General features: G+C 53.2%; 21 protein-coding genes. 16 read left to right on the top strand and 5 right to left on the bottom strand.

Going from position 1 to position 19027, the window contains the following annotated elements:
- Nucleotides 1-228 precede the first annotated feature (228 nt).
- Together O5O45_RS00545 and O5O45_RS00540 are read right to left on the bottom strand one after the other, a co-directional pair.
- Complete coding sequence (locus tag O5O45_RS00545; protein ID WP_305903364.1) at nucleotides 229-1239, bottom strand: phage integrase; 1011 nt, start codon at nucleotides 1237-1239, stop codon at nucleotides 229-231.
- Nucleotides 1239-1556: a helix-turn-helix domain-containing protein gene (locus O5O45_RS00540; RefSeq protein WP_305903363.1), complete on the bottom strand. Its 318-nt coding sequence runs from the start codon at nucleotides 1554-1556 to the stop codon at nucleotides 1239-1241. Before O5O45_RS00540 ends, O5O45_RS00545 begins: the two co-directional genes overlap by 1 nt.
- Nucleotides 1557-1829: 273 nt before the next feature.
- Here O5O45_RS00540 and O5O45_RS00535 point away from each other — a divergent pair, with 273 nt between their 5' ends.
- The 8 genes from O5O45_RS00535 to O5O45_RS00500 all read left to right on the top strand — a co-directional run bounded on the left by O5O45_RS00535 (nucleotide 1830) and on the right by O5O45_RS00500 (nucleotide 9709).
- Nucleotides 1830-2027 carry a DNA-binding protein gene (locus O5O45_RS00535; protein WP_305903362.1) on the top strand — a complete coding sequence of 66 codons (198 nt, stop codon included), beginning with the start codon at nucleotides 1830-1832 and terminating at the stop codon, nucleotides 2025-2027.
- Nucleotides 2028-2041: 14 nt separating this feature from the next.
- Nucleotides 2042-4696, top strand: coding sequence for a toprim domain-containing protein (locus tag O5O45_RS00530; protein ID WP_305903361.1), 2655 nt, complete (start codon nucleotides 2042-2044; stop codon nucleotides 4694-4696).
- Nucleotides 4697-5153: 457 nt separating this feature from the next.
- Nucleotides 5154-5708, top strand: a complete 555-nt coding sequence (locus O5O45_RS00525) for a hypothetical protein (protein WP_305903360.1) — start codon at nucleotides 5154-5156, stop codon at nucleotides 5706-5708.
- A gap of 168 nt (nucleotides 5709-5876) precedes the next feature.
- On the top strand, nucleotides 5877-6047 hold the full coding sequence (locus O5O45_RS00520; protein WP_305903359.1) for a hypothetical protein: 171 nt from the start codon (nucleotides 5877-5879) through the stop codon (nucleotides 6045-6047).
- Nucleotides 6048-6141: 94 nt separating this feature from the next.
- The gene (locus O5O45_RS00515) at nucleotides 6142-6750 is read left to right on the top strand and encodes a 3'-5' exonuclease (protein ID WP_305903358.1); all 609 of its coding nucleotides are present in this window, start codon (nucleotides 6142-6144) and stop codon (nucleotides 6748-6750) included.
- A gap of 177 nt (nucleotides 6751-6927) precedes the next feature.
- Complete coding sequence (locus tag O5O45_RS00510) at nucleotides 6928-8301, top strand: hypothetical protein (RefSeq protein ID WP_305903357.1); 1374 nt, start codon at nucleotides 6928-6930, stop codon at nucleotides 8299-8301.
- Nucleotides 8295-9089 carry a hypothetical protein gene (locus tag O5O45_RS00505; protein ID WP_305903356.1) on the top strand — a complete coding sequence of 265 codons (795 nt, stop codon included), beginning with the start codon at nucleotides 8295-8297 and terminating at the stop codon, nucleotides 9087-9089. Before O5O45_RS00510 ends, O5O45_RS00505 begins: the two co-directional genes overlap by 7 nt.
- 413 nt (nucleotides 9090-9502) lie before the next feature.
- Nucleotides 9503-9709 carry a hypothetical protein gene (locus O5O45_RS00500; protein WP_305903355.1) on the top strand — a complete coding sequence of 69 codons (207 nt, stop codon included), beginning with the start codon at nucleotides 9503-9505 and terminating at the stop codon, nucleotides 9707-9709.
- Between the two features lie 2 nt (nucleotides 9710-9711).
- On the opposite strand, the gene O5O45_RS00495 is transcribed toward O5O45_RS00500, so the two are convergent.
- Nucleotides 9712-9966 carry an Ogr/Delta-like zinc finger protein gene (locus O5O45_RS00495; protein WP_305903354.1) on the bottom strand — a complete coding sequence of 85 codons (255 nt, stop codon included), beginning with the start codon at nucleotides 9964-9966 and terminating at the stop codon, nucleotides 9712-9714.
- A gap of 328 nt (nucleotides 9967-10294) precedes the next feature.
- On the opposite strand from O5O45_RS00495, the gene O5O45_RS00490 reads away from it, so the two are divergent.
- Entirely contained in the window at nucleotides 10295-10609 is a 315-nt protein-coding gene (locus O5O45_RS00490; protein WP_305903353.1) for a hypothetical protein, read from the top strand.
- Between the two features lie 128 nt (nucleotides 10610-10737).
- Here the strand turns inward: O5O45_RS00490 and O5O45_RS00485 are convergent, their stop codons facing one another.
- Nucleotides 10738-11721 carry a phage portal protein gene (locus O5O45_RS00485; protein WP_305903352.1) on the bottom strand — a complete coding sequence of 328 codons (984 nt, stop codon included), beginning with the start codon at nucleotides 11719-11721 and terminating at the stop codon, nucleotides 10738-10740.
- Nucleotides 11722-11735: 14 nt separating this feature from the next.
- Nucleotides 11736-13484 (bottom strand): terminase large subunit domain-containing protein, encoded by a 1749-nt coding sequence (locus O5O45_RS00480; RefSeq protein ID WP_305903351.1) that lies wholly within the window; start codon nucleotides 13482-13484, stop codon nucleotides 11736-11738.
- A gap of 159 nt (nucleotides 13485-13643) precedes the next feature.
- On the opposite strand from O5O45_RS00480, the gene O5O45_RS00475 reads away from it, so the two are divergent.
- The 7 genes from O5O45_RS00475 to O5O45_RS00445 all read left to right on the top strand — a co-directional run bounded on the left by O5O45_RS00475 (nucleotide 13644) and on the right by O5O45_RS00445 (nucleotide 19023).
- Nucleotides 13644-14459 carry a GPO family capsid scaffolding protein gene (locus tag O5O45_RS00475; RefSeq protein WP_305903350.1) on the top strand — a complete coding sequence of 272 codons (816 nt, stop codon included), beginning with the start codon at nucleotides 13644-13646 and terminating at the stop codon, nucleotides 14457-14459.
- A 25-nt stretch (nucleotides 14460-14484) separates the two neighbouring features.
- On the top strand, nucleotides 14485-15522 hold the full coding sequence (locus tag O5O45_RS00470; RefSeq protein WP_305903349.1) for a phage major capsid protein, P2 family: 1038 nt from the start codon (nucleotides 14485-14487) through the stop codon (nucleotides 15520-15522).
- A 4-nt stretch (nucleotides 15523-15526) separates the two neighbouring features.
- Nucleotides 15527-16228: a phage terminase small subunit gene (locus O5O45_RS00465; RefSeq protein ID WP_305903348.1), complete on the top strand. Its 702-nt coding sequence runs from the start codon at nucleotides 15527-15529 to the stop codon at nucleotides 16226-16228.
- Between the two features lie 99 nt (nucleotides 16229-16327).
- Nucleotides 16328-16792, top strand: coding sequence for a head completion/stabilization protein (locus O5O45_RS00460; protein WP_305903347.1), 465 nt, complete (start codon nucleotides 16328-16330; stop codon nucleotides 16790-16792).
- Nucleotides 16792-17280 (top strand): phage tail protein, encoded by a 489-nt coding sequence (locus tag O5O45_RS00455; protein WP_305903346.1) that lies wholly within the window; start codon nucleotides 16792-16794, stop codon nucleotides 17278-17280. Before O5O45_RS00460 ends, O5O45_RS00455 begins: the two co-directional genes overlap by 1 nt.
- Nucleotides 17264-17917 (top strand): phage virion morphogenesis protein, encoded by a 654-nt coding sequence (locus O5O45_RS00450; protein ID WP_305903345.1) that lies wholly within the window; start codon nucleotides 17264-17266, stop codon nucleotides 17915-17917. Before O5O45_RS00455 ends, O5O45_RS00450 begins: the two co-directional genes overlap by 17 nt.
- 2 nt (nucleotides 17918-17919) lie before the next feature.
- On the top strand, nucleotides 17920-19023 hold the full coding sequence (locus O5O45_RS00445) for a DUF2586 domain-containing protein (protein WP_305903344.1): 1104 nt from the start codon (nucleotides 17920-17922) through the stop codon (nucleotides 19021-19023).
- Nucleotides 19024-19027: the final 4 nt, after the last annotated feature.

The following is a 19027-nucleotide window of genomic DNA, read 5'->3' as shown; positions in this document are numbered from 1 at the left end:
CGTTCTTTGTATTAAACGCCTGCAATCGAGACTAATGAGCAAACAGCGATTGCATGAAAGAACAAAGGTAGGCTGGCCGAATGGTAAGGCAGCGAGTTGCTAATTCGCTCCGAAGCTTCACATACAAGCACATACCAGCATAACTTATTGATTTTTATAGACACGGATGCACGTTCTTACTCAGACATGCACCTTTGTGTGGACACTTTGTGGACACTTTGTGGACACTTATAGGGTGGCTAGGGGGTTCTTGGTTAGGGCTTCAGCTAGGTGATTAGGGGCAAGCTTGGCATAACGTATAGTCATTGCCAAAGAGCCATGACCAAGAATGTATTTGAGCTTGAGAATATTGCCATCGTTGATCATATAGTGGGACGCAAAAGTGTGACGCAAAATGTGCGTCTTTTGCCCTCCAGGAAGAACTAACTTCGCCCGCTTTATCCCGTTTTCAAATGCTCGATATGATGTCTCCTTAAAAAGTCGGCCAGAGCTAGGTCTTCCCGTTAGTATTTCTTTGATAAGCTCCTCTGAAACTGGGACAGCCCTGGCTTTGCTGTTTTTAGTACCAACAAAGTGCAACTTTCCATGCCTGACATGTTCAGCGTGAAGCTTTTCAGCCTCTCCCCACCTAGCCCCAGTAGAAAGACATATTTTCGTAATAGTCAAAACGTTAGGGTTTATAGAACTTTCCAGCGCAGCCAGTAATACCTTAATTTGGTCTTTTTCCAGATAAGATAAGTCAGGCTCATCTATTGGTAATTTTGATACGCCTTTAAGGGGGTTCTCATGCCTCCAGTTTTTAAGTCTTATCAGCTTATTGAAAACGGCAGAAAGATAGATTTGCTCGTGATTGATTGTCTTTGGCTCGACAAATTTATCCCTATTATGCACCTTCTGCTTTAATCGTTTTTTTCTATAAATCAGCCAGTCCTCACTTGTGAGGCTTGTTGCTACTGGGTCGCCAAGCCTTTTACAAGTTGCAGTTAAAACCCTGAGAAGGTTCTCAGAGTCCTTCAGTGTATAACCGTGGAGTTCATGCCACGTGTTCACTAACTCAGTAAGGCGTCTCTTATCCTTCTGTGGTGCAGCCCACTCACCTGTAAGAGCTTTTGCCTTTTGATCCGTTTCCCAATTTTTAGCCTGTACTAACTTGGGAAATGTTTTTCTTACTCTTTTCCCTTCACGCCCTTCTGGCCTTAAATCGACCTGCCATCCTGTAGCAACTTTTTTTATCGCCATTACTTAATTTTTTCCTCTAAGCCGTACCCCTCCGGGGTTTGTCCTGCTTCAAATTTTGCAGCTATTAGCCGGCAATACTTCTGCTCACTTGCTCTCAATGCTTCGAGTGATATATCCCCCTCAAAAACCAACCATTGCACTACCTCAGGAAATAGCAAACCAACCTTTGCAAACTCATCCTCTGAAACTTTCACCCTGAGTTTTTCTATATTGGTCAGCCTGGGAAGCTCAATATTAGTTACGTTTGAAAAATCCTGCCGAGTAAGCCCCGCGAATTCACGCAACCCCTTTAGCCGTTCACCTGCCTTTAGCTTCATTTCTTGTTCCTCAAATCGACAACCTGTACACACACGGGCACATTTTTACACCTACGGGGGCAAAAATTGCAAGGTTGGAGGTGAAAAAAACTGATCAAATGTGCCGGAATGTGTCGGAATGTGCCGAAACGGATCCGAATGTGTACCATTAAGGATCATTTTCTGCACCCCCGAGTGTGCAAAAACTGTTGACAGCAATGTGTAAGGGTGAGAATAATTAGTCACACACAAGCACACACTGACAATCTGTAAACCACAAAGGATGTATGAAGTATGAAAAATAACCTTTCTTTCCCCTCTCCAATCATGACTAAAAAAGCTTTTGCGGCATGCTCTGGACTTCGGGAGGAACAAATTAGAGGACAAATAGCACGCGGCTATTTGCCGGTTAAATATATCGGTAGGTTGGTGCTGATTAACGTTGCTAGGTTAACGAAGGACTGTCTAGAAGAAAGTGAAAAGAGTAAGTGAGTTTGGGGCGATCAATGCAAACTTTTGATAACAGAAACGAAATAGCGGAGGCGCTGGCCAGCGATGGCCAGTTCGCTTTCAAACGCGTAGGGGAATACCTACAGCAGGGCAAGTGCCCAAACTGCGGAAAGAAAGAGCTTTTCGTCAGCATGAAAGAGCCCTGGCGCGTCAGCTGTAACCGCTTAAAGCATTGCGGCTATAGCGAGACAACCCGGGAGATATACCCGGAACTTTTCAATAACTACTCCGAACGCTTTCCTACTACGGAGGCGAACCCAAACGCCACGGCGGACGCCTACCTGGCGCACAATCGCCGTTTCCCTCTTAGTGAAATGGTGGGCTGGTATGAGCAAGGCAATTACAAGCTGCCCAAGTCTCAGGAGTGGTGTAATACGGTACGTTTCTATCTGAACAGCGACCGGACCCTTTATTGGGAACGGTTGATCGACAAACAGAAGGACGACGGCCAGCGCATTAACTTCAGCGGCAAACGCCATAACGTCAATGGGCGATGGGTGTTGGTTGATCCGGTTAAGGGCAAGTGGTGGATGCCGCCGACCCAGGAGCTTAAACAAGGTGATCGGGTTTATATCGTAGAGGGGATCTTTCACGCCCTGGCGCTGCACTTTTCCGAACGTAAGGCGGTGGCGATCCTGGCCGCCGGCTATTACCCAAGCGAGGCGATAAAACCCTATCTAGGGAAAAAAATCACTTGGGTGTTGGCGTTGGATGATGACGCAGCGGGCCGCAAGAGCATGAAGTCCCATTACACCAAGCTCCAGATGGCGGGTGAAAAAGTTGAGATATCTCTAACCGGAACCAGCAAGGACTGGGACGACCTTTACCGCCTGGATAGGATCAACGATACGTTCCTGCAGGAAGCGCAATACCGGGGGAAAATGTTCACCGCGCAAAGCGTGATGTGGAAGGCGTACGCGTACTATTTATGGAAGCGTCATTCTTACTTCGTTATCGACTTTGAGAACCGGCTGTATTCGGTTTCTGTGGACTTACATAAGCTGTCCGAAGCTCTGGACGGTGCAGCATTGACGCTAGGTAAAGGCTACGATTCGTTTAGCCAGCACTGCACAGCCTTCCCAATCAGTAACTTTGTGCCGGAACTGCTTTATGCAGAGCGCGACGAGATCCTGGACGAAAAGTTTTATGTGTTCCGGGTGCAGTACAGCAGCAATAACGCGGATGCGTTAATCCCATTTGACGGGAGCAACATCGACACGCCATCAAGCTTTCATAAGGCGATGATCACCAAAGGCTATGGCGCGTTTTCCGGTAGCTCCAAAGACATGGCCATGCTGCATGAGCAGTGGTTAAACCGTAAGGTCAAAGAGATTCAATCCATTCCTTATGTGGGTTACCACGCCGACAGCCAGGCCTACGTCTACCAGACCTTTGCATTCAGCAAAGGTAAACAACTGGAACTGAATGCGGAGGGGTATTTTGAACTGGAGCGGGGCGGCATCAAAACCAGCTTCAAGGGCTTTCGGGTGCAGCCTGGAGAGTTTAACCCGGAATGGATCGACAACTTTATAACCACCTTTTCCTGGCAGGGATTAACGGCGCTGGCCTTCTGGCTGGGCTCGTTGTTCGTTCAGCAGATCCGGGCGAAGCATAAGAGCTTCCCCTTTCTTGAACTGACGGGCGATCCGGGCGCTGGTAAATCCACGCTGATCGAGTTTCTTTGGAAACTCTTGGGCCGCGACGACTACGAAGGATTCGACGCCATGAAGGCGACAGCCGCCGGACGTCGGCGCGCATTCACGCAAAGCTCTAACATGCCGCTGGTGTTGATCGAGTCCGACCGGGGCGACGAGTCGGACGTGAAAAAGAAGCAGTTTGATTTCGACGAGTTTAAGCCCTTCTTTAACGGGCGCGCGGTCGGAACGTTGGGCGTCGCCAAGCGTGGCAACGACACGGAAGAGCCGCTCTTTTTAGGCGGCCTGGTGCTTGCGCAAAATGCCGAGGTGGACGGATCGCCGCCCCTGCTGCAACGGATCACGCATTGTCACTGTACGACGGAACACCACACGCTAGACACGCGAAAGCTGGCGCAGTGGTTCGAACGGCAAAGCGTCGATCAGGTGGCGGGCTTTCTGCCTAAGGCGCTGGAGAATGAAACGCAGATCCTAAACACGTTCTTCAACGAGTTTAATCACTATGAGGAAGTCTTCACCAGCCGCGGGGAAATTAAAACCAGCCTGCAGCGCTTGGTGAAAAACCACGCCCAGTTAATGGCGGCTGCAAAAGCGTTGCGGCATATCTTCCCAACCCTTAATGAAAGCGCTTTCAGTGGTTTGAGCGATTATCTGTATGGACGGGCTCTCAGTCGCCAGGAGCGCCTGGCGGACGACCATCCGGCGGTGGCGGAGTTCTGGGAGTCTTTCGAGTATCTGAACGCGCAGCCGGACCCTAACGCGTTTGCATCCAGCGCCCTGGTGGAAGTTCTAAACCACGCCGTCGGGACGGGAAACATCGCCGTTAACCTGAACCATTTTGACGAGGTGTGTCGCACTCACGGCCAGAAGTCACTGGACCTCAAGGCCCTAAAGAAACTGCTGCCCAACAGCCAGCGCTACAAGTTCATTGAAACAGGGAAGGTTTATTCCAGGAGTCTCAATAAAACGATTCATTGCTGGATATTTAAGCGCTAAGCAAACGTGTAAATACGTGCGCCTATGTGCGCGTTAGGCAGAGGAAGCCCGTTTTTTCAGGGGGGTGTCGGGATTTGGTAATTTTGGTAAGACGGGTTTAAAAAGTGAGGTTTTTCTATTTTAAATCAATGTCTTACAAACTTACTAAAAAGGTAATATTTAGGTAATTTTGAGGTAAGTTTCTTACCTTTTGAAACCCTAAAAAATTACTTCCCCATTACCTTTTTAAAAATGGAAAAAGCGTTATAAATCAAGGGTCTTACTTTTTGTCTTACCTTGATATTACCTTTTTCTTACTTTTTAGGAGTGACTAAAAAATCATTTAAAAACATAAAGATAAGTGCTGTTTTCGGGATCGTCTTACCAAAATTACCAAATCCCGACACCCCCCACCCAATTATCGGGGGGAGATTCAGGCCCGGGGCTGACCCGGAATCAATGTAAAGGAGTTAACACCATGATGAATAAAGGGGCGATTGCGCCCACTTTAGAGGCCCCCTTATGCCCGATGGAAACCTGGGCGGCGGGGATCTGCAACGGCCTGGCGATTGCGCCGGGCATGTCGAAAACCCTTAATTCGCGGCAGGCGCTGCGCTGTTGGGTACATGAAGCGAAAACAAAAGGCCGGCTCGCCGTGCTCGAAACGCTGGGCAGGCGTCACTACAGGGCGCCGCATGAACTTCCCCAGGCGACTCCGGCTTTATTCTTCTACTGGAGCCAAGCCGTCGAACTGCTGGGAGAGCATGCCTTCGCTATCCAAGCCATGAAAGCAGGCTACAAGGGCGTTAGGCGTCTGGAGCAAATCGGTCTGAGATCCCCGGCGGCGCTAAATGCGGCATTGCTCAACGCCAAGCGGCGCGACCAGATCCTACTGGCGACCATGGCCAGCCTGTTAAAGCCTGTGTGGGGAACGCTACTTGTCGCCAGCCATGGCGTGTGTAGTCAAAGCGATCTGGCCGGGGGCGTGCTGGATAGCTATTACGAGTCAGTTATAGAAGGGTTGCTGATATGAGCAATATTAAGAGAGCACTGGTAGCCGAACTTGACCGGGACGCTACCAGCCGCACAAGCATTAATCCTGACAATCCGCACCAGGCCGACGAGTCGGCTCCGCTACGCGCTCATGCGTTAGCCCGAGTGTGATTCTACGTGGTGAAACGTGCAGAGGAAAGCGCCGGTAATGGAACGCAAACCCCCCAAACACAACGGCCACGTCATCGCCTGGCTGAAGCATCAAGTGAAAGGCGGCAAGGGTCGCCGCTGGTTAAAAGATAGGAACGAACCACGAAAGCAGATTGAAAAAGAGAAAGCCGACAATCAGCCGGTTAATAAGAGTGATAGCAAAAAATAGAGAACGCCAATAATACGGCGATATCAGGTGTTAAAATGGAGGCAAAGCGGAGAGCCGGATTTTGTGGGCTCTCCGTTTAATGGATAGAGTAGAAATGAATCGTAATCAATTAGAACTGTTGAAGCTTTTTAAAGAATGGATATACAACCTGGACGTGGTGGTGCTGGATACGGAAACCACGGGACTGGACGACCAGGCGGAAGTGATAGAGGTCAGCGTCATGGACATGCGCGGGAATGTATTGTTTGACCAGTTGGTGCGCCCACTTAATCCAGTGCCGGCGGACGCCTCCGAGATTCACGGCGTCACCAACGAAAAACTGGCGGACAAGCCGAACTTTCCAGATGTTTACCACTCGCTAAAGCGGGTAATCAGCGGTAAAACCGTGGTGGCTTACAACGCGAACTTCGACAACCGTCTGTTAATGCAGACCTGTAGCGCATATGGACTGCCAATGATCGAAGCGGACTGGCGCTGCGCCATGATGGCTTACGCAAGATACTGGGGAGAGGTGGACGCCAAACGAGGCGGCTACAGAAGGCAGAGCTTGGCCAAGGCCGCCGCGCAAATGGGCATAACAGTGAATGGAGCCCACCGAGCCGTGGCGGACTGCTTCACCACGGTGGAGGTAATTAGAACGGCCTTCTCCAAACTCCTTATCGCTGATCTAATGATGGCGGATCTGTCGCCTACCGCTGGTTAGTCCCCTTCGCCAGCCAGTGGAAAGCATCCACTGGCTGGCCCTTTCCCGTCGTTCCGCTCAGTAGAATTGACCAGAGAAATTTATGCCATTAGGCTGATTCAGCGTTTGTCTGGACTTGGCTACCATACAGCCAGCTTTACCTTTCTGAGATACCTTAAATAAGGAGATTTGCCCCGTATGAATGCGCCTGCCGCCGAACTTACCCGCACAAGCTTGAGCCAACCGAGCCTGGTAAACCACGGCTTTAAACGATCATATGGAAATGCGGCCTCTGGCTACCTACTCATGTTTGATGGCGTAGGGAATGAGTCGGGGAGAAGAATTTATGTTCCCGGCGGGGAAATCGGTCGCCGCTTTGCCTACCTGCTAACAGTGGGAGGTAAGGAAGAGCTTGTCTTGTCTCGCCTGTCTCGTCTTAGATCATGCGCAGGCGGTTTTCAATCCTATTCCAACAAGCGCAACGCCTTTGAGCATGTGGATTTGGTGGAAAATCTGCGCATTAGCTATGTAATCCGTCAAGACAGTGTGGGCGGCCTCTCTCCAGGGGTGTACATAACTGACGTTGAGTTAGTGGAGCACGCGAAAGGACATCAACCAGGGTTTTACCGTGTGCAGTATAGGAGAGATCACTGGGAAGTGGCTTCGTCCACGTCAAACCACTTACTTAACAAATATGCAGCTATCAATGGGAATTGTGACGATTTGGAGGAGGCGGCTACGGAGATAATGCCTTCCATCATTGAAGATGCCTATTCCGGTTCCACGGATACCCTTAAAAGCGATGGCTACACTATTGCTTATAACCCGCCTCCCTTGTACCGGGGCGGCACGGAATGGACCACTCCCGAGCAGAAGCAAACATCCGCCAACTTTACCGCCACTAAGCTCGCACAAGGAATTTACAAGGCGCAAAAGATCGGACGCGAGATTAACTGGACCATTACCGGGAACGGCTCGGAGTTGATGCTGGCCGCCTTGCGACAACTGCCGCCTAATTTACAATTAGACAAACACACCGTTTTTTTAGGTGCACCTGGAATGGCCGCTAATCCATTGCTGCTGGAAATGCAGAGACGGGGAATGTCTTTAGCGAAAGACATCACCAAGACGCAAACGGACGACTGGACTTGTGTAAGGTCTAAAATGCTTGAGCAGTTTAAGACAGCGGGCATTTTAGAGCAGTGGGGAGGGACTCCCGCAGAAGTCGCGGAGAAAATTCGTGTTCAGGCGCGAATAGACGGCGCGTGGGGCTTTGGACTTACTGCTTCCGCCTTTGGGACGGGCTTCAAGATAGGCTCAATTGCAATGGGCGCTCCAATAATCTCAACATTTGGCGGCGCTGCCGCCGTTACCCTTACCGCTATCGGAGCTTTGTTTGGCGCCTCCAAAATAAGAAACATCATTGCCAATAGCTCAAAAAGTACAGTGCTTAATCCCCATTATCACCCGACAAAGAGCAATGTGGATTTTAATACTCAAGTTATTAAACAGTCAGGAGGATATAAAGAATCCTTCATGGCGTTAATGCGTGAGATGAGGCCGAAATGGTAATGCGTTGGATTAAGCGCTTTCGTGCATCCATAGCAAACCCGCTACGGCCTGATTTCAAATCAGCCCCCATCATTCGTTTTGACTTATCCGGAACGATCTTAGAGTTTAAATGTCCGCCTAATGAAAAAACGACAAGCGTTCTTAGAACGCCTTTCAAGGTGGATATTTATAAAGATAGTGAATTTGAGGTTTGGAGCGACAAGAAAGGAATGTCTATCATTTTACTTCGAAGGGGGTGGAAATATTGGGATAAGCCCTTCGGCGAGGGAGCAATAGGCAGCTTAACCTTATATATAAAGTTGCGAAGACGTCATCCGCAAAACCGTGATATTGACAGCCTATTTCTATCATCCGATATGAAAAAATGGCTGCTGGATCACAGCAAGGTAATGTGGGGAGAGGCTAACACTTATTTGTGGGCACACAGGGAAGACTATGCAGTTCCAATTGATCCTAAGGTTCACTTTTGGACGTACCCCACGTCTGATGAAGATGTAAAGATAGTAAACATCAATCAGCTTGCCTGGTATCAGATAGTTGCAAGCCTTCCTCAGCGTCCTGATGAAATCGAATACCATCTCCCTATATCTGACGATCACGAAATTGTTTTAATGTTTAAAGCCAGCGCATTAAACAGAGAATATAATGATCCTTCTCATAATATTGCTGAGATCGCCAGGGAGTCGATAGACGAGTTCATGTCGTTTGTAAACGTTAAGCTCTCTCCTGAGTATCAAAAGCGGCTTGAAGAAGCAAAGCAGATAAAACAAGCTAACCCTTCGGAATAATCTCCAAGCCCCTGGGCTCCCCCGCCCAGGGCTCAGTTTTTCTCATAACATATTGCTATATAATCAAAACCATAGCCTCCGAATCCAATTCGGAAATTTGCTATTCATGTCTATAAGCCCCGCCAAAAAGCGTGACACGCATCACAAAAAAACTAAAAATCGTAAAAAAACGTTACACATTTTGCGTCATTATTTGTCGTTTTAAGGGACAAATTTGTCCCGCTTCATTTTGGGCTTATAGTCCATATTGGCGGCTAAAAAGTAACCGTGCCTTATATTTATAGATAACGTGTTTTGTCTACATATCAGTTGTGTGTTCTTTTGATCTATTTTTGATAAAAAATCTGTGCTCACGGCGCAGCGTTAGCTTCTGATGTAACGCCGGACATAGGGATTAATAGGAGTAAGTTAAGTTGGCGTACAGGAAAAAGAACTCAAGTGACGCCTTGGAGAGCTTGGCGGAGAGCCAGCAACTATTGGAGTTTTTGCAGTTTGCTATGGTTGATAGACCAAACTTACAGCTATCTCAGGAAAGCCAGCTTGGTTATAACTTGGTGGTCGAGCATATTAGGGAGAGATTAGAGGTGGTAGAAGAAACCATGAAAACAGAATCAGAATAATACTATGCGTTGCTTCGCGCCTGGGCCAGCAGTTCTAACTGTTCGGCCTTGTCCATTCCTCTTAGCATCTCAACCATCATTCGCTTAGCCTGAAATGAAGAAGGGCTAAGCGTGTGACTAAATGCCAGATTCATTACAAATGAATGGCCGCATTCGGCATATTTACAGACGCAATATAGATTAGCCAGTTTAGGGTCCAGCACCTGACGGCTTGTAATTATTGCTTTGTTTCCACATTCAGGACAGTTGATTTGCATTGGCTTGTTCCCTCTGATCAATGAGGGAACATTTTAGCACATCAATCAAAAAATACCCCCTAGAGGTGCAAAAAACACCAGCCATAAGGGCAGCCCTCTCCTCTATTTCGATCAATATTTAAATTTACTTTAAGCATAAAGCCAGCATGAAGGATTTCCGATATCACAGAATGTGCCGAGTATTCGGAACTCTAACCATGTGGTTTTTTTATATTTTTTATTTTATTATTTTTTCGCTACCTACATGTACCGTAAAGACTCTGAGTGTAGTTAGAGTTTCGTAGTTATGGTATAGAGCAACTAAGACCATATTTTTTAAGGGATGTCCATGTCTGACAAATATATTGCCAGTTGGTTTCGCGCTTCGTTAGATTCAGAATTAAAGGATGTTGGACTTTTTAAGCAAAAGCTTAAAAGGTTCTATGAAGCTAAATCCGTCGATTACAATAACTATGCTGAGCTGCTAGCCCAGAAATATAATGAATTCGACTCAAAAGGATATGATGTAGTGAATGTGATTCCCGTCACGATGGGAGAGGAAGAAGTGCGGCCAATTCACGGAACAAGTTCAAGGGAAGAACGGACGCCTTTTTCAATAACTAGAGGTGCGATTGTAGTTGGTAAAAAGCGCGATGAAATATAGCTCACTATTCGCTAGTAGCCCCAAATTAGTTACACAAGTGTGATTAATAAATTAGGACGCCTTTACGGTGTCCTAATATCTATTTGTGCAAACTGATGCATGCACCGTTAACCAGACTCAAGTGACGCTTATAAACAACTTGGATCGCAAAAATAGAGTCCCTTTTTTAGGGGGAGGGTTTCGTTTAGCTTTAAGAATACATTCTGCATAGGAATGACTTCATTTTCGTAATACACGCGGCTGATCTTTTCTATGTCCCCAAATCCCCCCGTATTTTCCGGCATGATGCCCGCCAGCGCGGGCTGAATGCGCCACATGCTTAATACATCGTTGCGGCTTAGATTCTTCACCCGCTCAAATTCGTCCTTGGTGGCGATATCTCCCACGGGCATGATTTTCACAGAGTCAGGCTTGCCGCCGGGTATGTTGAGGTACAGGCTTCTAAAATTACCCACGCCCTTGCTGGCGCGGATTTGCTCTTTCAGGGATTGCTCGTCTTCCGGGTCCAGCTGGGCGTCGGCGGTGTAGAGGATGAAGCCCATGTGCGCGCCGTTGTTGTAGTACTTGCGCCTAAACAGGGTGGCGCTTTCATTCAGTAAGACGGATTGCAGGCCACCCAGGTACTGGGGAACGCCATAGATTTGCTGATTCACGTCGTACTCTTTTAACTGAATGATTTCACCCGGACGAAACGCTAACGGGTCCACCTGGTTAGGTTGCAGCAAACAGAACTGATCCGGCGCTTTCATCCGGCGCATGTTCAGCGCGGGGATGTGTTTCAGGCGGACGATCTGCCCCAAGCGGTTAAAGACTTTCTGAAAGTAGCACATGCCAAACACCAGGTAATCGAAGCCGGCGTTCTCCAGATCCGTGGCGCTGAGCACGGGCGACGGCACGTAAAACTTACGCAGCATATTGCGCTTAAAGTAGGGAATGGTCCCGTGATGGGCGTTAGCGCGTAGCAGCTTGGCCAGCCCGGTGAGACTGACCGGCGGCGCGTAATAGTCGCCATGGGGATTTAAGAACACGCCCAGGTAAGAGGTCAGCGTCGTGTCTAAAACAGCCTCGGGCGCCCCAAAACTAAACGCGGTTGGTGAAGTCGGTTTGCTCATTTTCTAATGCTCTCTTATACCGCCATGGCGATGGAGCCACGGCGCTGCTTACGGTCCAAAGGTTCATTGCTAAGGGCATGCATAATTGACCAGGCCACGTCCGCGTGGCCGGTTTTGCTGCTGCGGTCGGCCACATAGGTGACCAGGTCGTTGCCGGTGGTGGTCTGTTTCACCTGGAGGAACGCCTGGGGAATGTCCGTGTGCTCCGCGTCCCACTCAATGCGGGCGTTTTCGATCACGTCCATGGCTTTCAACACCAGGGCGGTTTTGGCGTTCAGGCTGTAGTGAATCGGCGTGGCCCTGGGGTAGAAGGCTTTCACCTGCTCAAACACGCCCAGGCCGGGGCCGGTGCAGTCGATGCCCACAAACTGCACGTTGTAACGTCCCAATAGATCCTTGATGCGGTTCGCCTGGTAACTGAACGCGCCTTTTAACTGAATCTTTTCCAGCACGCGGAACTTGCCGGCCGGATGCATCGGCGGCGCGACCACCACCACGGTGGAGCGGTCCCCCGTGCGCGCCGGATCGTAGCCCAACCACACGGGATAGTTTGCAAACGGGCGCGGCTGCCTGGGCTTGAAGTCGGGCCAGACGTCGCCGCTGCACACAGCGCAGCTTAGTAAGTCGTCCAGCTTAAACACCGACAAGCCCGCTTCCATAAAGGCGCACATAAACAGGTTGTTGAATTCCGCCTCGGTGTATTCCTGCTTCAGCTCCTCTATGTCGAACAGGTCGCAGCCTTGGTCCGCCGCATCCTCAACGGTCACCACGTTGCGCCAGACCTTATCCGGCCCCAGCTGGCCCTCCCGAAGCGCCGCCCGCGATAGATCAAACTCGACCTTATGCCGGCGGCTCTCGTTGTAACGCTCACCACTCCACAAGGTGTACGCGCCATGGCTTTTCACCGACGGCGTGGAGAAGTAGGTTTTGCGCCATTTCTTATGCGCCGCCATGCCGCTGGCCAGCTTGTTGAGCCGGTCAAAGTCGGGAATCCAGAACACTTCATCAATGTATAAATGGCCGTGGTAACCCTGGGCGGTGCGGCCATTGGTGGACACAAAACGCAACTCCGCGCCGTTGCTAAGCGGGATCACGTCCACGCCTTTCAATTCCGTATCGAAATACTCCCGCGCAAACTTGAGGATGTAGGCTTTAAAAATGTCCGCCTGGGAGCGGCTGGCGGATAAAAAGATCTGGTTATCGCCGGAGGTGATGGCGTCCTGGAAGGCTTCCCAGGCAAAGTAATAGGTGGCGCCGATCTGGCGCGACTTCAGAATAAAGCGCGTGCGCTGGCTTTTGTTGTCGTGCCAGCGGTGCTGGTAGTCGTAAAACAGTTCTTTGCGGATCGTCTCCAGACGCTCCGGGGTGATGGCGCTGACGTCGTTTTTCACGCCGCGCTTTTTCTTTTGGCGCTCGCCAGAGACTCTACCGCCCTCCCCTGCCTGCGCTTTCTCACGCGCGGTTTTGGCTTTCTTCAGATCAATGCCGGCCAGCTTATCCAGCAGATTGCTAAGCCGGTCCATTTCCTGGTAATCGCCCGCCACCTTATTGGTTTTTTCCACTAAATGAATTAACCGCCTGGCGGTGGCCTGCTCGACGGTTTCGTGCTGCAGCATGTCTTTCCAGTTGTGCCGCTCAATCCATTGGTAAATAACGCGGACGTTATTAATCCCCAGCTGCTGCTGGATTTCCGCCGGCGTGATATGGCGAAGAAAAAGGCCCTTCGCCGCTTCGATAATTTCAGGGGGATAACGTGATGACATGCGGCCCAGTTTAAGGGCTTTTTCGTGGCGTTAATCCTTGTTTAACTCCTTGTTATTCCTACCAAAAACGACAAGGAACAACGCGTATTCAAAGCCTTTGCCGGGCTCGGTCGGAATGCCTATCTTGGCGTCATCGCAACGACTGACGGACCCGAAAACATGCCCCGCACCCTGCATACCGATTTTGTCAAAGTGGCCACCAGCGGACCCACGATTGACGGGCGCAACATCGCCGCCCAGGACATCATCGACATGGCCACGCAGTACGACCCCGCCGAATACACGGCCAACATCTGGTACGAGCACATCCGCATTTTTGGCAATCTCGGCCAGGTGGTGGCGGTGAAGCACGAACAGGACGACAAAGGCCGGGAGTGTCTGTTCGCCAGAATCGCCCCCTCGGACCAGCTGATTTTGATGAACACCAGCGGGCAAAAGCTGTTTACCTCTATCGAGATCCAGCCGAATTTCGCGGGAACCGGCAAAGCCTACTTAGCAGGCCTGGCGGTGACAGATTCACCCGCCAGCCTGGGCACGTCGGAGCTGCGCTTTAACGCCCGGGCGCAACACCCGGACAACCTGTTTACCGCCCCGATTGAACTAGCGCCGCTGCGCGTGGATAACCCGACCAGCCTGTTTTCCCGGCTCATGGGCAAGTTTGCGCGCACGGAACCCAGCCACGAACCCAACGAGCAAGAGCACGCCATGACGGAAGACCAATTCAACCAGCTTAACCGCGCCCTGGCGAACGGCTTCGCCAGCCTCGCGGACAAGCTGAACGCCAAACACGAGGACGCAACAAAAGAACCGGAAACCCCAGATTTGGCGCAAGCCCTGGCGGAGATCAAAGCCGAGTTCGCCGACCTGAAGACCGCGCACGACCACTTAAAGGAGGCGTTCAGCGCGGCCCTGGAAGAAGCGCCCGGCACCCTGACCCCGGAAGGCGTCGGCGACGCGGCGCCACGCGTGCTGTAACTCCAACCACCAACGAGCGGACCGAATGAACTTTAAAACGAAACAACTATTCAACGATATGTGCGCCGCCATGGCGGCCACCTACGGCGTGGGCTCCGTCGCGGAGCAGTTCAATGTTGAGCCCACTATCGCCCAGGAGTTGCAGGACAAAATCACCGAAAGCTCGGAGTTTTTGCAGCTGATCAATGTGGTGGCGGTGGATGAACTGAAAGGGGAAAAAGTCATCGGCAGCGTGACGGGCTTTGTGCCCAAGCGCACCGACACCGACAGCGCCGACCGCCAGACCAGCGACGTGCTGGCCTTGGGCAGTAAAGGTTATGAGCTGCACCCAGTCGAATATGACACCCACATCAAATACAAAACCATTGATTCCTGGGCCAAGTTTCCCGACTTCCAAGCCCGTTATGGCGGGTGGGTGCGCAAGGCGATCAGCCTGTCAAAGCTCCGCGTGGGCTGGCTGGGCACCAGTTGCGCCCTACCTGCGACCAAGCCTGGCGACCACCCCAACGGCGAGGACGTGAATAAGGGCTGGTTGCAGCAACTACGGGAATTTAAATCCGGCTCGCAGTGGTTCGTCGAAGGCGCGACTGCCGGCCAGATCCGTATTGGCGAGGGCGGCGATTTCGCCAACCTGGACGCGGCTGTGCATGCCTGCTTACAGATGGTGGACGAGTTACATCGCGACGGCGGCGACCTAGTGGTAATCATGGGGCGCGATCTGCTGGCGGAAGACAAGGCGCAGATGTACGCGGCGCAAGGTCACAAGCCGACAGAAAAGGAGCGCCTGGAGAACCAGGCCATTATCCGCACCTATGGCGGTTTGCCGGCGATCACCGCGCCCTTTTTCCCGGCCCGGGGCCTGCTGATCACCAGCCTGGATAACCTGAGCCTTTACTACCAGGCCGACAGTTTACGCCGCCAGGTGATCGACAACCCCAAACGCAACCGCGTGGAAGATTTCAACAGTCTGAACGAAGGCTATGTGATCGAGGACGAGACCAAGGCCGCCGGCTTTGAGTACGCCAACGTGAAGTTGCCCGACGGTTCCGGCGCTTGGGCATAACGCCATGCCGCTGCTGACCGTTCAACACAAACAGCGCCGTCTTGCTAAACAGGCCGCCAACGACGCCCTAACAGCGGCGGAAATGGCGCGCAATTCGCCAGTAATGAATAGCGCCCTGTCGCCCCGAGTGCGGGGCGATTACCCGGTGGCCCTGGCGGCGCTGACGCAATGCCGGGACCAACTGGCCGAGCTGGACAGCATCCCCGACAAGGTCGCGTTAAAGGCGCGCGTGCTGCCTCAGTTCATGGACTTTTTGCAGGCGTACCGCGACAGCGGCCAGCGCTACCCCAATGAGGTGCTGGTGTTCTGCGTCATCTGGTTGTTCGACGTGGGCGAGATCGAAAACGCCATGGCCTGGGCGGGGCTCGCCATCGAGCAACAGCAATGCATGCCCGGCCACTTTAAACGGGATCTGCCCACTTACGTGCTGGAAGAGGTCCACGACTGGGCGGAACGTCAGTTCAAGGCCGGCGACAGCGCCAGCCCTTACCTGGACGACGCGGCGGAAAAACTCACGGCCCAGGCTTGGCCCACGGCAAACGATATTGTCGCCGGCAAGCTGTACCGCCAATGCGGGCTGAACGCGGAGCAAAACGGCGACCTGAACGCGGCGCTGGCGTACTTCGAACAGGCGCAGGCGGCCAACCCGGCGGCGGGCTGCAAAACCCGCATCGCCAAACTACAGGCCAAACTCGGACTGGCCTAACCGACTACCCACCCAGGCGGGCGCCTGGGGGCGCTGCCGGCCTCGCGCCGCGTCAGCTGAACCCAGTGCGCGCCGCCTTCTTATTTGGAGGCTGCGACCATGAGTTTCAGCGGTAAAAGCAACGCCGTTATAGAGGCGACGCTGACCAATGACGGCTTTTTCCCGGACCTGTCTCTGGCGGAATTCCAACGGGTCTACCGCATCCCGGCGGAGTATCACGGGGACATGGTCGCGGCCCATGTGCGCCAGGCCATGCTGGATATCAATTTCAGCCTGGCGATGCGTAAAGCGGAATGGCTGGGCGGCGGTTTTAAAACCTTGGACGCGGTCGGCGCCGAGCAGCTGGACGGGCAAAACGTGCTGGTCCTGTATTACCTGCGCGCGGTGTCCTGCCGCGCCAAAGCGTCGCTGCTCAACGCCTTCGCCACCATGAACCGACGAGCCCAGGCGGAGAACCTGGCCAAAGAGTCGGACGAGACCGAGCAGCATTTGCTAAGCGACAGCGTGCGCGCCCTGCGTCGGTTGTTGGGCGCGGCCACGGGCATTACGGCGGAGCTGCTGTAATGGCGTTGGCGAAGCTGCGCGAGCTGACCTGCTTTCTGCTGGCCCAGGATCTGGCGCCGGCGGAGCAGTGGGACAGCTGGATGGAAAACGGAACTTTGGAAGCGGCGGACAAACGCCTGGGCGCTGGGGTGCGGGTGTGTCGTCTGAAGTATGACGCCGTGCTGGTGGTGGAGCGTTACAGCGGCCCGCCGCAACTGCTGATCGCCCATGTGGTGACCTGGCTCATGGACCACGACCCCGAGCGGGACCGTGACGGCCTGGGCCATCCCGATATTGATGTGGACGTGAACGGCGACGATACCGCCGACATAGAAATTCGCATCGGCTTTTACGAGAACCTCGACCTGGTCGCGGACGCCGCCGGCGCGATCCAGTTTGGCGGCGCACGCTGGCGGGTGGAAAGCGTCCCGGTGTACGAGCCCGACGCGGTCGGCGTCGGCGACGACCAGGCCCAACCCACGGATGCGCCTTATGTCCGTAAAAATTGAGGTCGGCGGCCACCTGAAATTAAAGCGCCAGCTGGAGCTTTTGAAACTGCCGGCGGCCAAGCGCAAGCGGATATTGGGACAGATCGGGCGCCAGGTGCGCAGTCAGTCACGCAAGCGCCTGCGCAGCCAGACCGGTCTGGACGGTCAGCCCTGGGAAGCGCGTAAACAGGGCAATAAAAAAATGCTGCGCGGCTTAAGCAAACGCCTGGCGGTGTTCGCCGGCTCGGATCGGGTGACGATCACGTTTAAAAACGCCCTGGTCGGTCGTATCGCGCGAGCGCAGCAGGAAGGCGTCACGGAAGTGATGACCCGCGCCCGCATGCAACAGCGCCACGGCCAACCCGACTACGCCGCCCCGGCGACCCGGGGCCAGGCCAGGCAGTTGCGCGAAGCCGGATTCACGATTCCGCGCGGCCAGGGACGCGGACGCAAACGCCCCACGCTGAAGTGGGTCACGCAAAACCTGACGTTCGGCCAGGCCGGCGCCGTGCTGCGCGCGCTGACCGACAAGCCGCGCCAGGGGCGCTGGTTGATTCCCTTACCGGCGCGCAGCTTTTTAGGGGCGACGCAGCACGATATTGACGCGTTCATTGATCGCATTTTTGAACAGATATTCAAGCAGGCAACAAAGGGTTAACCATGGCGCAAGGCAAGGTCACCATCAATAACTTGAACCTCTCGCAGGGAAACTTCCCCGAGGTGGAGCGCAAGGCGCTGTTTATCGGCGTAGGCGCCAAGAACCTGGGACGGGTGCTGTCCATCAACACCCAAAGCAACCTGGACGAGATCCTGGGCGCGGACGACAGCGCCCTAAAAACCAATGTCGCGGCGGCCAAGGCCAATGGCGGCGAAAACTGGCAGGCCTACGCCGCGCCGATCAACAGCGGCGATCCCTGGGAAACCGCCCTGGATCAAGCCATGTTGACCGTGTCGCCGGAACTGGTGGCGCTGTGTTCGCCGGCGGCGGACGCCGCCGCCATCGAGGCGATGCAGACCAAGGCGGAATTGATCCGCACCACGATAGGCCGGCGCGTCATCGTGCTGACGGCCAGCGCTGGGATTGATGCGGAGACGCAAAGCTGGAGCGATTACGAGACGGCCCAGGTGGCGATCACCCACGGCGCGGCCTGTCCTCGCGTGGCGGTCATACCACAATTACACGGCAACGACTTAGGCGTGCTGGTGGGGCGCTTGTGTAATCGGGCGGTGAGTATCGCCGATAGCCCGATGCGCGTGGCGACCGGGTCCGTGTTGGGCCTGGGGGACGCCCCTGTGGATCGCGACGGCGTGGAGCTGCCGGACGCCACTCTGGCGACCCTGGACGCCAACCGCCTGTCCTGCGTGCAGCGATACCCGGATTACCCGGGGACGTACTGGGGCGACTGCAATTTGTTGGACGTGCCGGCGGGCGATTACCAGGTGATTGAAAACCTGCGTGTCGTGGATAAGGCCGCGCGCGCCATTCGCATTCTGGCCATTGCGCGGGTGGCGAACCGCTCGCTGAATTCCACCCCGGTCAGCATCGCCGCCAACAAAACCTATTTCATGCGCCCGCTGCGCGAGATGAGCAAAAGCGTCGTTTTTGCGGGCGAACATTTTCCGGGGGAGATCAAAAGCCCCAAGGACGACAGCATCGAAATCGTGTGGCCGACAAAAACCCGGGTGGAGGTGTACCTGAAAGTACAGCCGTACAACTGCCCGAAGGACATTACCGCCAACATCATTTTAGATCTGTCCCACTAAGGAC

The sequence above is a fragment of the Hahella sp. HNIBRBA332 genome, assembly GCF_030719035.1.
Classification (GTDB): Bacteria; Pseudomonadota; Gammaproteobacteria; order Pseudomonadales; family Oleiphilaceae; genus Hahella.
This window is presented reverse-complemented; position numbering and strand designations above follow the sequence as displayed.

Bases quoted from the DNA above. Each gene is read 5' to 3' on its own strand.
- O5O45_RS00525 (WP_305903360.1), top strand. From the start codon at position 5,154: ATGATGAATAAAGGGGCGATTGCGCCCACTTTAGAGGCCCCCTTATGC.
- O5O45_RS00495 (WP_305903354.1), bottom strand. From the start codon at position 9,966: ATGCAAATCAACTGTCCTGAATGTGGAAACAAAGCAATAATTACAAGC.
- O5O45_RS00450 (WP_305903345.1), top strand. From the start codon at position 17,264: ATGTCCGTAAAAATTGAGGTCGGCGGCCACCTGAAATTAAAGCGCCAG.
- O5O45_RS00460 (WP_305903347.1), top strand. From the start codon at position 16,328: ATGAGTTTCAGCGGTAAAAGCAACGCCGTTATAGAGGCGACGCTGACC.
- O5O45_RS00505 (WP_305903356.1), top strand. From the start codon at position 8,295: ATGGTAATGCGTTGGATTAAGCGCTTTCGTGCATCCATAGCAAACCCG.
- O5O45_RS00475 (WP_305903350.1), top strand. From the start codon at position 13,644: ATGCCCCGCACCCTGCATACCGATTTTGTCAAAGTGGCCACCAGCGGA.
- O5O45_RS00520 (WP_305903359.1), top strand. From the start codon at position 5,877: ATGGAACGCAAACCCCCCAAACACAACGGCCACGTCATCGCCTGGCTG.
- O5O45_RS00465 (WP_305903348.1), top strand. From the start codon at position 15,527: ATGCCGCTGCTGACCGTTCAACACAAACAGCGCCGTCTTGCTAAACAG.
- O5O45_RS00480 (WP_305903351.1), bottom strand. From the start codon at position 13,484: ATGTCATCACGTTATCCCCCTGAAATTATCGAAGCGGCGAAGGGCCTT.
- O5O45_RS00455 (WP_305903346.1), top strand. From the start codon at position 16,792: ATGGCGTTGGCGAAGCTGCGCGAGCTGACCTGCTTTCTGCTGGCCCAG.
- O5O45_RS00490 (WP_305903353.1), top strand. From the start codon at position 10,295: ATGTCTGACAAATATATTGCCAGTTGGTTTCGCGCTTCGTTAGATTCA.
- O5O45_RS00540 (WP_305903363.1), bottom strand. From the start codon at position 1,556: ATGAAGCTAAAGGCAGGTGAACGGCTAAAGGGGTTGCGTGAATTCGCG.
- O5O45_RS00470 (WP_305903349.1), top strand. From the start codon at position 14,485: ATGAACTTTAAAACGAAACAACTATTCAACGATATGTGCGCCGCCATG.
- O5O45_RS00545 (WP_305903364.1), bottom strand. From the start codon at position 1,239: ATGGCGATAAAAAAAGTTGCTACAGGATGGCAGGTCGATTTAAGGCCA.
- O5O45_RS00515 (WP_305903358.1), top strand. From the start codon at position 6,142: ATGAATCGTAATCAATTAGAACTGTTGAAGCTTTTTAAAGAATGGATA.
- O5O45_RS00485 (WP_305903352.1), bottom strand. From the start codon at position 11,721: ATGAGCAAACCGACTTCACCAACCGCGTTTAGTTTTGGGGCGCCCGAG.
- O5O45_RS00530 (WP_305903361.1), top strand. From the start codon at position 2,042: ATGCAAACTTTTGATAACAGAAACGAAATAGCGGAGGCGCTGGCCAGC.
- O5O45_RS00510 (WP_305903357.1), top strand. From the start codon at position 6,928: ATGAATGCGCCTGCCGCCGAACTTACCCGCACAAGCTTGAGCCAACCG.
- O5O45_RS00535 (WP_305903362.1), top strand. From the start codon at position 1,830: ATGAAAAATAACCTTTCTTTCCCCTCTCCAATCATGACTAAAAAAGCT.
- O5O45_RS00445 (WP_305903344.1), top strand. From the start codon at position 17,920: ATGGCGCAAGGCAAGGTCACCATCAATAACTTGAACCTCTCGCAGGGA.